This window comes from Enterobacter cloacae complex sp. 394F7 (assembly GCF_057320385.1).
In genome coordinates this window covers 21,143-33,787 of sequence record NZ_JBXWCS010000016.1, presented here as the reverse complement: position 1 = coordinate 33,787, position 12,645 = coordinate 21,143, and the positions used below count along the sequence as shown (strand labels likewise).

10 protein-coding genes are annotated in these 12,645 nt (G+C 57.4%); 2 read left to right on the top strand and 8 right to left on the bottom strand.

Translation table 11 applies throughout. The features are described 5' to 3' along the window. Positions 1 to 69 precede the first annotated feature (69 nt). Positions 70 to 1,851, top strand: a complete 1,782-nt coding sequence (locus AC2FAK_RS19995; RefSeq protein WP_095455601.1) for a glycoside hydrolase family 19 protein — start codon at positions 70 to 72, stop codon at positions 1,849 to 1,851. Between the two features lie 145 nt (positions 1,852 to 1,996). Here AC2FAK_RS19995 and AC2FAK_RS19990 read toward each other — a convergent pair whose 3' ends face one another. From AC2FAK_RS19990 to poxB, 4 genes are all read right to left on the bottom strand, one after another. Beyond that, complete coding sequence (locus AC2FAK_RS19990; RefSeq protein ID WP_058682848.1) at positions 1,997 to 3,010, bottom strand: NAD-dependent epimerase/dehydratase family protein; 1,014 nt, start codon at positions 3,008 to 3,010, stop codon at positions 1,997 to 1,999. Between the two features lie 92 nt (positions 3,011 to 3,102). After that, positions 3,103 to 4,539 (bottom strand): SDR family oxidoreductase, encoded by a 1,437-nt coding sequence (locus AC2FAK_RS19985; RefSeq protein ID WP_095455600.1) that lies wholly within the window; start codon positions 4,537 to 4,539, stop codon positions 3,103 to 3,105. A 10-nt stretch (positions 4,540 to 4,549) separates the two neighbouring features. Next, the gene (ltaE, locus tag AC2FAK_RS19980) at positions 4,550 to 5,551 is read right to left on the bottom strand and encodes a low-specificity L-threonine aldolase (RefSeq protein WP_020689923.1); all 1,002 of its coding nucleotides are present in this window, start codon (positions 5,549 to 5,551) and stop codon (positions 4,550 to 4,552) included. A 38-nt stretch (positions 5,552 to 5,589) separates the two neighbouring features. Beyond that, positions 5,590 to 7,308: a ubiquinone-dependent pyruvate dehydrogenase gene (poxB, locus tag AC2FAK_RS19975; protein ID WP_095455599.1), complete on the bottom strand. Its 1,719-nt coding sequence runs from the start codon at positions 7,306 to 7,308 to the stop codon at positions 5,590 to 5,592. Between the two features lie 152 nt (positions 7,309 to 7,460). On the opposite strand from poxB, the gene AC2FAK_RS19970 reads away from it, so the two are divergent. Continuing rightward, the gene (locus AC2FAK_RS19970; protein WP_029883004.1) at positions 7,461 to 7,895 is read left to right on the top strand and encodes a DoxX family protein; all 435 of its coding nucleotides are present in this window, start codon (positions 7,461 to 7,463) and stop codon (positions 7,893 to 7,895) included. A gap of 57 nt (positions 7,896 to 7,952) precedes the next feature. Here AC2FAK_RS19970 and hcr read toward each other — a convergent pair whose 3' ends face one another. The 4 genes from hcr to aqpZ form a co-directional block, all read right to left on the bottom strand. After that, positions 7,953 to 8,921 carry an NADH oxidoreductase gene (hcr, locus tag AC2FAK_RS19965; RefSeq protein WP_095455598.1) on the bottom strand — a complete coding sequence of 323 codons (969 nt, stop codon included), beginning with the start codon at positions 8,919 to 8,921 and terminating at the stop codon, positions 7,953 to 7,955. A gap of 10 nt (positions 8,922 to 8,931) precedes the next feature. Then, a complete protein-coding gene (gene hcp, locus AC2FAK_RS19960; protein ID WP_095455597.1) occupies positions 8,932 to 10,584 on the bottom strand; it encodes a hydroxylamine reductase in 1,653 nt (550 codons plus the stop codon). Positions 10,585 to 10,728: 144 nt separating this feature from the next. Then, positions 10,729 to 11,628 carry a LysO family transporter gene (locus AC2FAK_RS19955; RefSeq protein WP_013097331.1) on the bottom strand — a complete coding sequence of 300 codons (900 nt, stop codon included), beginning with the start codon at positions 11,626 to 11,628 and terminating at the stop codon, positions 10,729 to 10,731. A gap of 157 nt (positions 11,629 to 11,785) precedes the next feature. Further along, the gene (aqpZ, locus tag AC2FAK_RS19950) at positions 11,786 to 12,481 is read right to left on the bottom strand and encodes an aquaporin Z (RefSeq protein WP_013097330.1); all 696 of its coding nucleotides are present in this window, start codon (positions 12,479 to 12,481) and stop codon (positions 11,786 to 11,788) included. Between the last annotated feature and the right edge of the window lie 164 nt (positions 12,482 to 12,645).

Below are 12,645 nucleotides of genomic sequence, written 5' to 3'. Positions count from 1 at the left end.
ATTTATTAACGGATTAATAAATGAATTTAGATTTATTTAACTTTATCGAAATTAACAGGAATAACCGAGATGAATAAAAGGACATTACTGAGCGTGCTTATTGCCGGTGCCTGCGTAGCGCCGGTGATTGCTCAGGCCACCATGCTGAAGGCGGAAAGCAGTGTGCCTTACACCATGAAAGCCAGCGATCTGGCTAAAAAGGAAAAAGAGCTCACCGATTTCCCACTGATGAAATCCGTGAAGGATACCATCCGTACGCTGGACAACGCTCAGGTCGAGCAGATTGAGCCAGGCCGTGCAGCCAACCCGGTAAACGTGAAACGCGTTGAAGGGATCCTTAAAGAGAGCGACTGGGAATACCTGTTCCCGCTGCGCGCGAAGGATTACAGCTACAGTAACTTCCTGAAAGCCGTGGGTAAATTCCCGGCGCTGTGTGATACCTACAACGATGGCCGCGACAGCGAAGCTATCTGCCGTAAAGAGCTGGCAACCATGTTTGCTCACTTCGCACAGGAAACCGGCGGCCACGAAAGCTGGCGTCCGGAGCCGGAATGGCGTCAGGCGCTGGTCTATGTGCGTGAGATGGGCTGGAGCGAAGGCCAGAAGGGCGGCTATAACGGGGAGTGTAACCCGGATGTCTGGCAGGGTCAGACCTGGCCGTGCGGTAAAGACAAAGATGGCGACTTCCTGAGCTACTTTGGCCGCGGCGCTAAGCAGTTGTCCTACAACTACAACTACGGTCCATTCTCTGAAGCAATGTACGGCGATGTCCGCACGCTGCTCGACAAACCTGAGCTGGTGGCCGATACCTGGCTGAACCTGGCGAGCGCCATCTTCTTCTTCGCCTATCCACAGCCGCCAAAACCAAGCATGCTTCAGGTTATCGACGGCACCTGGCAGCCGAACGACCACGATAAAGCCAACGGTCTTGTCCCTGGCTTTGGCGTGACCACCCAGATCATCAACGGCGGCGTAGAGTGCGGTGGCCCGACTGAAATTGCCCAGTCTCAGAACCGTATCAAATACTACAAAGAGTTCGCTAACTACCTGAAAGTCCCTGTACCGGCTGACGAAGTGCTTGGCTGTGCCAACATGAAGCAGTTCGATGAAGGTGGCGCAGGCGCCCTGAAGATCTACTGGGAACAGGACTGGGGATGGAGCGCGGATACCCCAGATGGCAAGACCTACGCTTGCCAGCTGGTGGGTTACCAGACGCCATTCAGCGCGTTCAAAGACGGCGACTACACCAAGTGTGTACAGAAGTTCTTTAACGTGAACATCGTGAACGATGATGGCTCAGCTGTCACCCCTGACGAAAACGTCACGCCAACGCCGGATGAAGACACCGTTCCGGTTCCTGCAAATCACGCACCAGTTGCGCAAATTGCGGGCCCGATTGGCGCGGTTGAAGCCGGTGCGCAGGTCTCCCTGAGCGCAGAAGGCTCTACCGACGAAGACGGCAACAAGCTGACCTACACCTGGCGTTCCCAGGACGGCCAGACCGTTACCGGCGACGATAAAGCGGTAGTGACCTTCAACGCGCCTGAAGCCGCGACGGCGCAGCAGTATGAAATCAGCCTGACCGTCAGCGACGGCGAGCTGAGCAGCACCACCACATACCTGCTGAACGTAAAAGCCAAAGCAGCCACCCCGTCTCAGGACGAAGGCACTTCCGGCTCTTACCCGGCGTGGAGCGCGAACAGCAAGTACAGCGCAGGCGATATCGTGAACAACCACGGTAAACTGTTCCAGTGCAAACCGTTCCCGTACAGCGGCTGGTGTAACAATGCACCAATGTACTATGAACCAGGCGCAGGTCTGGCATGGTCTGAGGCCTGGACGGCATTATAAACAGCAAACGGCAACCGAAAGGTTGCCGTTTTTATCTTTACTCCCTCTCCCTGTGGGAGAGGGCTGGGGTGAGGGCATCAGGCCGCAGAGTTCTGTTTTTAGCCGGGTGGCGCTGCGCTTACCCGGCCTACATGGGGCAAGGCGCTTACCTGTGCAACTTCCCATGGTCCCGCAGCCACGCCGCGGTGCGCACAATCCCTTCATCCAGGGTCACAATCGGCTTATACCCCAGCTCGTTCTCCGCGCGCGAAATATCCAGCGTGAAATCAAAATTCAGCTTCGACACACCGTAATGCGTCAGCGCAGGCTCTTTGGCGGTTTTGCTGCCAAAACGCTCCATGCTACGGGCAATCATATCCAGCATAGGATAAGGCACCGAGCGAATGCGGCAGTCGATGTGCAGCTCGTCGATCAGGCGCTGCACAATGGTGCGAAGGCGGCAGGGTTCGCCGTTGGTGATGTTATACGCGCGACCGGACACTAGTTTATCGCTGTCCGGCTGGCTCGCCAGCCACATGGCGTACACGGCATTTTCGTAGTAAGTCATGTCCACCAGCGCATCGCCGCCGCGCGGCAGCAGCACGCTGCCGTAGTGGTGCATCATTTGCGCCAGGCGCGGAATAAACACTTTGTCATGCGGCCCGAACAGGCTTTGTGGACGCAGTATCGTAAAGCGCGTATGCGGGTTCGACTGCGCCAGCAGGTCGATCACCTCTTCGCTGGCCGCCTTGCTGCGGGCAAACTCACAGGCAAAACGGGCCGGACGGAACGTTTCCTGGATATCCCGGTGGTGGTGATAGTCGAAGTAGAGCGACGGAGAGGAGATATGAATAAAGTTACGCACGCCCCAGGCAACGGCCCACTCGCCCAGACGGCGCGTGGCGCGCACGTTGGCGAGATCAAAGGCTTCCTGGGTTCCCCACGGAGAGGTAAAACTGGAGCAGTGCCACAGGGTGTCGATTCCGGCGAGCATCACTTTCGCCTGAGAGGAGACCAGCTCCGTCAGGTCGGCATGGACAAACTCTGCGCCCATTTTTTGCAGCAGCTTACCCATCGCCTCGTTGCGACCGGTAGCCCTGACGCTAATGCCTTTGTTGCGCAGAAATTCGACCGCATTTCGGCCTAAGCCGCTGGTCGCCCCGGTAACCAGTACCTTCATAACAATCCACTGTGTTGAAAAGAATTTCGTGCGCATTCTTTCGTGAATTACGGCGGGTTGCAATGGGAAAGGTGAAAGAAAGCGAGTTTTATTTAGTTCTTTTTCGTTTTTTGTTCTGCCAGTTGCGCAATCCGTTTTGCCATCCCGCGGAAGATAAACAGATGTGCGGGGATCATCAGTAACCAGTAGAACAGACCGGGCATCCCATGTGGGTGCCACCAGGCGCGGACGTCCAGTTCACGGCAATCGCCTTTGTCTTTCAGCGTGAAGCAGAGCCGTCCCAGCCCTGGCGCTTTCATGCCGAACAGCAGCGCCAGCTGTTTTTCCGGTTCGACGATGATGACTTTCCAGCTGTCGACCGTATCACCCACTTTAAGATACGGCTGCGCAGGGCGGCCTTTCGCCAGCCGGTGGCCCACCAGCAGATCCATCGCTCCGCGTGTCTGCCAGAGAATATTGCCGAAGAAATAACGCTCTTTGCCGCCGATCTGGTTCACCACCTCCCACAGCGATGCCAGGCTGGCCGAGGTTTTCACCGTGCAGCCCGCCTGTTTCGGATAATAACCGTACTCCGGCCGCCAGCGGGCAAACGCCTGCGCGTCGTAGCCCCAGTCGCTGGAGTTCACCAGCTTCTCTTCTTCTTTCAGGGTATGGCGCACCGCGTCGTCAAAACGGATCAGCGTCTGTGGAATTAATGCGCGCAGTTCGCCATCGTCCGCCAGCAGATCGTGCTTCAGCCCCTGGATCAGCGCTTTCGCTGTCGTCGGCGGCACCGAGGTAATAACGTTTAAAAACCACACGGAGATCCAGCGGGTCGGAAAGGGAACGGGGATGAGCCAGCGTCGGCGGCCGCTGACGCGCATAAAATGCTCGAACTGTTCCTGATAGCTCAACACCTCCGGCCCCGCGGCCTCAAGCACGCGGTGCTGTTCGGCGGGATGGTCCAGCAGGGCCACCAGGTAATGCAGCAGGTTTTCCAGGGCAATCGGCGTGGTGCGCGACCGCACCCAGCGCGGTGGGGTGAGCACCGGCAGGTTGTAGACCATATCGCGCATCACTTCGAAGGCGGCAGAGCCCGCGCCGACGATGATCCCCGCCCGCAGTTCGGTGATGGGGATATCCGTGCTGCGCAAGGTGTCCGCGGTAAGCTGACGGGCGCGCAGGTGGTCCGACTGCTCATTTTCGGGCGCCTGGAGCGAGCTTAAAAAAATCACCTGCTTAACCGGCGTTTGCCGCAGGGCATCGCGGACGTTCAGGGCCACCTGACGTTCGTGGGCGATAAAATCGCCGCCTTCGCCCATGCTGTGCACCAGGTAATACAGCGTGTCGACCCCTTCCAGCAGCACGGGCAGCGACTCTGGCCAGTTAAGGTCGACGTTGTGGCAGGTGACGCCTGGCAGGTTCAGTTTTTGCAGGCGTTCCGTGTTGCGTGCCGCCGCCAGCACCTGATGCCCTTGCTGGCTTAACGCCGTGGTCAGATGCTGACCGATATACCCGCTGGCACCAAGCACCAGAATACGTTGCGGCACGTTCTGCTCCTTAACGCTGTAAAAACGCCTGCCAGTGTTTTACGACGTCCAATAGCTGCTCGCGGCTGACGTCGAGATGCATCACCAGACGCACAACAGGTGACGCGTTGATCAGTACGCCACGCGCTTTCATGAACTCCCCAAGCGCAGCGGCGTGCTCATCACCCACGCGAACAAACAGCATGTTGGTGTCGTGTCGCATCACGTCGGCGCCAATTTCACGCAGTTGCCCGGCCATCCACGCGGCGTTGTCGTGATCGTCCTGCAGGCGTGCCACGTTGTTTTTAAGGGCATACAGACCCGCTGCGGCAAGAATACCGGCCTGGCGCATGCCGCCGCCGGTCATCTTGCGCCAGCGGTTGGCGCGTTTGATGTAGTCCGCATCGCCCACCAGCAGAGAACCCACGGGGGTGCCCAGCCCTTTTGAGAGGCAGATGGTGAACGAGTCACAATACTGCGTAATCTCGTTCAGCTCGCAGCCGTAGGCCACCACGGCGTTAAAGATTCGTGCGCCGTCCACGTGCAGGCCGAGCCTGCGCTCGCGGGTAAATTCCCACGCCGCTTTGAGGTACTCGCGCGGCAGGACTTTGCCGTTGTGGGTGTTTTCAAGGCTGAGTAATTTGGTGCGGGCGAAGTGGATGTCGTCGGCTTTGATTTTTGCGGCGACCTTGTCGAGCGGGAGAGTGCCGTCCGGTGCGGCGTCGATCGGCTGCGGCTGAATGCTGCCGAGCACCGCCGCGCCGCCCGCTTCGTACAGGTAGTTATGCGCTCCCTGGCCGACGATGTACTCTTCACCGCGTTCGCAGTGGCTGAGCAGCGCCACCAGGTTGGCCTGCGTTCCGGTGGGCAGGAACAGGGCGGCCTCTTTACCGCTGAGTTCTGCGGCATAGCGCTGCAGTTCGTTGACCGTTGGATCGTCACCGTAGACGTCGTCCCCGACCGGGGCGGCCATCATCTCTTCGAGCATGGCGCGACTCGGACGGGTAACGGTATCACTGCGTAAATCAATCATTTCACATCCCTTTATTTTAAGAGGTCATGCGAAATGTTTTACCTGAGCCAGTTAGTTTTTGCCAGTTCGATCACTTCATCGCCGCGGCCGCTGATGATCGCCCGCAGCATGTAGAGGCTGAAGCCTTTGGCCTGCTCCAGCTTGATCTGCGGCGGGATGGCCAGCTCCTCTTTGGCGACCACCACATCCACCAGCACCGGGCCGTCGATGGAAAACGCCCGTTGCAGGGCTTCATCCACCTCGGAGGCTTTCTCCACGCGGATACCGGTTATGCCGCAGGCTTCGGCAATGCGGGCAAAGTTGGTGTCGTGCAGCTCGGTGCCGTCCGTCAGATAGCCCCCGGCCTTCATCTCCATCGCCACAAAGCCCAGCACGCTGTTATTGAAGACCACGATTTTCAGCGGCAACTTCATCTGCACCACCGACAGGAAATCGCCCATCAGCATGCTGAATCCGCCGTCACCGCACATCGCCACCACCTGACGCTCCGGGGCGGTGGCTTTGGCACCCAGCGCCTGTGGCATGGCGTTGGCCATTGAGCCGTGGTTGAACGAGCCGAGCAGGCGGCGTTTGCCGTTCATCTTCAGGTAGCGTGCCGCCCAGACGGTTGGCGTGCCGACGTCGCAGGTAAAGATGGCATCGTCGTCCGCGAAGTGGCTGATCTGCTGCGCGAGATACTGCGGGTGGATCGCTTTGTCGCTCGGTTTGGCGAGTTCGTCCAGCCCCTTACGCGCATCGCGGTAATCGCTCAGGGCTTTGTCGAGGAATTTACGATCCGTTTTCTCTTCCAGCAGCGGCAGCAGGGCGGCAAGGGTGGATTTAATGTCGCCCACCAGCGCCATATCGACCTTGCTGTGTGCACCGATGCTGGCCGGGTTAATATCGATCTGAATGATTTTGGCATCCGTCGGGTAGAACGCGCGATAGGGGAACTGGGTACCGAGCAGGATCAGCGTGTCGGCATTCATCATGGTATGGAAGCCGGACGAAAAACCGATCAGCCCGGTCATGCCCACGTCGTAAGGGTTATCGTACTCAACGTGCTCTTTGCCGCGCAGGGCATGAACAATTGGGGCTTTTAGCTTACCTGCAAATTCAAGGAGTTCCTTGTGCGCGCCAGCACAGCCGCTGCCGCACATCAGGGCGATATTGCTGGCGTAACGCAGCAGTTGCGCCAGCTTTTTCAGCTCCTCTTCGGCAGGGGTAATGACCGGCTGAGGGGCGTGATACCAGTGGGTGCTGGCCCCTTCGGGCGCAGCCTTGAGCGCCACATCCCCCGGGATCACGACCACAGAAACACCCCGGTTCAGCACCGCCTTGCGCATGGCTATCGCCAGAACCTGCGGGATCTGCTCCGGCGAGGACACCAGCTCGCAATAGTGGCTGCATTCACGGAACAGCTCCTGCGGATGCGTCTCCTGAAAATAGCCACTGCCGATTTCAGATGAGGGAATATGGGCGGCAATTGCCAGTACCGGCACGTGATTGCGGTGACAGTCGAACAGCCCGTTAATCAGGTGCAGGTTCCCTGGGCCACACGACCCGGCGCAGACGGCCAGCTCCCCGGTGAGCTGTGCTTCGGCCCCGGCGGCAAAGGCGGCGACCTCCTCATGACGGGTCGGCATCCATTCAATGGTTTTCATCTTGTTGAGGCTGTCGCTCAGCCCGTTCAGTGAATCGCCGGTTACGCCCCAGATACGTTTTACACCTGCCTGTTCAAGGGTCTTCGCTATGTATGCAGCCACGGTTTGTTTCATGGTTGTCCGTCTCCTTTTTGTGATATCGCTTACAAGCTTAGAAGAAAGTCACTGTATTGCCTGCACAATACCCCTCATTTCAGGGTGGTTTTCACCGGCAATGATTCGGCATAATCTGGCGACAGATTGGGTGAAAACGGGAATCATTTCAGATGGTTAAATCATTGTTAATTGCTGTAAACGAAAAGCTAACGTGTGACGATCTCGGCAAACTCTTGTTACGACTTGCCGTCGGTGGGCTGATGCTGTTTCACGGATTACACAAGTTATTTGGCGGTGTGGGCTTCATCAGCGGCCTGCTGGTGGAAAAAGGGCTGCCGGGGTTTATTGCGTACGGCGTATTGATTGGCGAAGTGGTGGCACCGATCCTGATCATTGTCGGTCTCTTCACGCGTCCGGCGGCGCTGGTACTGGCGTTTACCATGATTGTGGCATGGCTGATGGTGGGCACGGGCAAAACCTTTGCACTCGATGCCGTTGGTGCGTGGGCCATTGAGAGCCTGGTGTATTTCTTTATCGGCTCGCTGGCGGTGGCGTTTTTAGGGGCAGGGCGGTACGCGGTAGGGAAAGGTCCTGCGTGGCGATAGGGCAAAAAAAGCCCGGTGGCGCTGGCGCTTACCGGGCCTACAATGACACGTTAACGATTACGCGAGCACAAGATCGCCCTGCGGATGACATGAGCACGCCAGCACATAACCTTCAGCAATTTCTGCATCGGTCAGCGTCATGGTGCTGGTCACGCTGTACTCCCCGGAGACTACCTTCGTTTTACAGCATCCGCATACGCCCGCGCGACAGGCAGCTACCACCGGCACCTTATTGCTTTCCAGCGCCTCCAGCAGCGTGGTGCCCACGCGGCCAAAGAAGGTTTGCGCCGGTTGCAGTTTGGTGAACTGAATCCCGCTGGTTGCCGCTTCCGCCACCGGCGTGAAGAACTGCTCTTTGAAGAAGCGGGTTACGCCCAGGGCTTTCACTTCCTGTTCCACAATCTCCATATACGGTGCCGGGCCGCAGGTCATCACCGTACGGTTCGTTATATCGGGCACGCTTTGCAGCAGCTCGCGGCTCAGACGTCCCTCGACAAAACCGTGCGTCGCGTTGTGCTCTGCCACCAGCGTCACCGGGTAGTTGCGCCACTCATCGGCAAAGATCACATCGTCCGGCGAACGCACGCTGTAGATCACCTGCACGTCGGCCTGCGGGCGGTTTTTGGCCAGCCAGCGACGCATTGACATGATCGGCGTGACGCCACAGCCCGCGGCCAGCAGCAGGAATTTATCTTCGCTTTTGTCGTCACAGGTAAATTCCCCCTGAGCGTCAGACAGCCAGATGTAATCCCCGCGCTTGACGTCACGCGTGAGCCACTGCGAGCCTGCACCGTCATCGATGCGGCGGACAGTGAGCGTAATGTATTCGCTCACGCCCGGCGTCGAGGAGATCGTATAGGCGCGCAATGTGTCCGCGGAGTTGCGGACGCTGACCAGCGCATACTGACCGGCACGGTACGGGTAGTAGTCATGGCACAGCAGCGACAGCGTCCACACATCCGGCGTCTCCTGATGGATGTGATGAACCTGCATCCGCCACGGACATTGTGAGGTTGGCATGGTCATGAAATACTCCTTACGCGCTCAGCAGTTGCTGCATATCTTCTTCTACGGTGGTCACAGAACGCAGACCGAATTTCTCGTTCAGCACGGCCAGCAGGTCCGGCGTCAGGAAGCCTGGCGCGGTTGGGCCGGTGACGATATTGGTTACGCCCAGAGAGAGCAGGGTCAGCAGGATCACAATCGCTTTCTGCTCGAACCAGGAGAGCACCAGCGACAGCGGCAGATCGTTCACGCCGCAGCCCAGTTTCTCCGCCAGCGTGACCGCCAGAATGATGGCTGAATAGGCATCGTTACACTGACCAGCATCCACCAGACGCGGCAGCCCTTCAATGTTACCGAAGTCCAGCTTGTTGAAACGGTATTTACCGCAGGCCAGCGTCAGGATCAGGCAATCTTCCGGCACGCGGGTGGCGAAATCGGTGAAGTAGTTACGCTCACCGCGCGCGCCGTCACAGCCGCCAATCAGGAAGATGTGGCGCAGTTTTTCACGGCTGACGAGGTCAATCAGCGAGTCTGCGGCGCCGAGCAGCGTTTCGCGACCAAAACCGACAGTGATCAGGTGCGGAATTTCGCTGTACGGGAAGCCCGCCATCTGCTGCGCCTGGGCGATCACCGGACCGAAATCGTCACCTTCAAGGTGGCTCACGCCAGGCCAGCCGACGATGCTGCGGGTCCAGATGCGGTCATCATACGCGCCGACGGTCGGGTCGATGATGCAGTTAGAGGTCATCACAATTGGGCCCGGGAAGCGGGCGAACTCAACCTGCTGATTCTGCCAGCCGCTGCCGTAGTTCCCGATCAGATGTTTGAATTTACGCAGTTCCGGGTAGCCGTGTGCGGGCAGCATTTCGCCGTGGGTATAGACGTTAACGCCGGTGCCTTCGGTCTGCTTCAGCAGGTTGTAGAGATCTTTCAGGTCGTGGCCGGAGATGAGAATACATTTGCCTTCGGTCGCTTTCACATTGACCTGCGTTGGCGTTGGATGACCGTAGGTGCTGGTTTCACCGGCATCCAGAATGCTCATCACTTTGAAGTTCATCTGGCCGATTTCCATAGAGCACTCAAGCAGCGCATTCATATCGGCAGGCCAGGAGCCCAGCCACGCCATGATTTTGTGGTACTGCGCGTAGATGTCGTTATCGTACTGGCCAAGCACGTGCGCGTGCTCCATATAGGCTGCGGCACCTTTCAGGCCGTACAGGCACAGCAGGCGCAGGCCGAGAATGTTCTCGCCAATCGCCGCTTTGTCTTTGTTCGGGGTAAATTCTGCGGCCTGACGCTGTAATTCGCCCAGGTCGTCACTCACCAGCTGCAGTTCTGACATCGGGTTGTCCACGCGGGCGCTGGCATCGGCATTCAGGCACTGCGCTTTCAGCGCTTCGCGCAGGGCAATCGCTTCACGGGCGTACCCGACAATGCGCGGCGAATCAAAGTTAACGTTAGTCAGCGTGGAGAAAAAGGCGCGCGGCGCAAAGCTGTCTACGTAGTGGTCGACAATACCGTACTCGCGGGCTTTGAATGCCCAGGCGGAAAGCCCCTGCAGGGCAGCAATCAGTAGATCCTGCAGGTCTGATGTTTCTGCGGTTTTACCGCACATACCCTGCGCGTAAGAACAGCCATTGCCTGCCGGGGTACGGATAGTTTGTTCACATTGCACACAAAACATAATCACACCTGTTAAAGTTATATTTGAACTACATGTTTAAGGTTATGCCTGTGTCCGGGCGGTGAAAAGGGCTTTTTTTGACAAAGTAGAGGGAGATTGATTTATCGCAATTTTGGCGGCAGGAACCCTACCGCCAGAGAGGTATCAGGCGGAGAAAAAGGCCATCAGAACAGGCACCAGCAGGCTCAGAATAAAGCCGTGTACGATGGCGGCGGGCACCATTTCCAGCCCGCCAGAGCGTTGTAATACCGGCAGGGTAAAGTCCATTGACGTCGCCCCGCTCAGACCCAGCGCGGTAGAGCGGCTGCGGCGAACCAGACCCGGGATCAGCATGATGGCGATTAACTCCCGCGCCAGGTCGTTAAAGAAGGCGGCGCTGCCAATAACAGGGCCAAACGACTCGGTTAGCAGAATACCGGAGAGGGAATACCAGCCAAATCCGGAGGCCATGGCCAGGCCGGTTTTGAGCGGCAGGTCGAGAATCAAGGCGTTAATGACGCCTGCCACCATTGAACTGGCGACCACAATAACGGCAACAATCATTCCCCGACGATTCAGGACAATCTGTTTCAGGGTCATGCCATTATTGCGTAGCTGGATACCAATAAGGAACAGCAGGAAGATCAGGGTATATTCGCTGGCTTCGGTGGCGTGCTGCAAAAAAGGCCATCCGGTGAGTCCAAGGACAAAACCGAGCACCACGACGCCGCACAGTTTTAATGATTCCAGCGCCATCGCAATTCGGGAAGGCAGTTTTTCCTGATGGTGATGGTTTTTCCACGGAATAGTGCGTTCAAGCCAGAATAAGGCGGCGATATTGCAGAGCAAAATAACCACAACAGTGACCGCAGAATAATGCAGGATGGAAAGCAGATTGGTCGCCAGGTTATCCAGAAAGGCCAGGCTAATCCCCATAAAGAACAGAATGACGTAAACAATCCAGCTGAGAAAACGGTTGATAAGCCGTAATGCCGATGCCTGATGCAGCGGGATAAGATAGCCCACAATCAGGGGCAGCAAAATAATGAGGAGTCCTGAGAACATGAACAACCGGTCCTTGTGAGTAGCTGTTGAGCGCCAGAGACACTACCCAATAAAGGCTGTTCAGTAAAGCGGCAAAAGAAAGCCGGGTGGCGGCTGCGCCTTACCCGGCCTGTTGCCCTCACCCTGGCCCTCTCCCACAGGGAGAGGGAGGGAAAGATTAATCGCGTTTTTCCAGCAGGGTGCGATACAGCACGCCGCCCAGAATACCGCCGACGATCGGCATTACCCAGAACAGCCACAGCTGCTCAAGTGCCCAACCGCCCTGGAAGATGGCGACGGCGGTGCTGCGCGCCGGGTTCACCGAGGTGTTGGTCACCGGAATGGAGATCAGGTGAATAAGCGTCAGTGCCAGACCAATGGCGATAGGCGCGAAGCCCGCAGGGGCGTATTTGTCGGTCGCGCCGTGGATCACCAGCAGGAAGCCGGCGGTCAGTACAATTTCAATCACAATGGCAGAGAGCATAGAGTAGCCGCCAGGCGAGTGCTCACCGAAGCCGTTGGAAGCAAAACCGCTGGCTGCGGCGTCAAAGCCGGCTTTACCGCTGGCAATCACGTACAGCACCGCGGCAGCAATAATACCGCCCACAACCTGAGCGACAATATAGCCAATGACCTCTTTAGCCGGGAAGCGACCACCAGCCCATAAGCCTAATGTCACGGCCGGGTTAAAATGACCACCGGAAATATGTCCCACGGCGAAGGCCATGGTTAATACCGTTAAACCAAATGCCAGCGCGACGCCGACAAAACCAATGCCGAGTTCCGGAAATGCTGCTGCCAGAACGGCACTACCGCAGCCACCAAACACCAGCCAGAATGTACCAAAGCATTCTGCTGCTAATTTTCTGAACATAACCACCTCAATTAACTACCGCACGCTTTCCCGCGCGCGGGATATATCGCCATAAAGGGATGACGACTCAAAGAGCCATTATTTTAGAAACCAACAACACCCCTTCGCCACTTAAATAAATTCGGATAATTTGATTTAAGGCAATGTGATGTCAATCCTTGTTC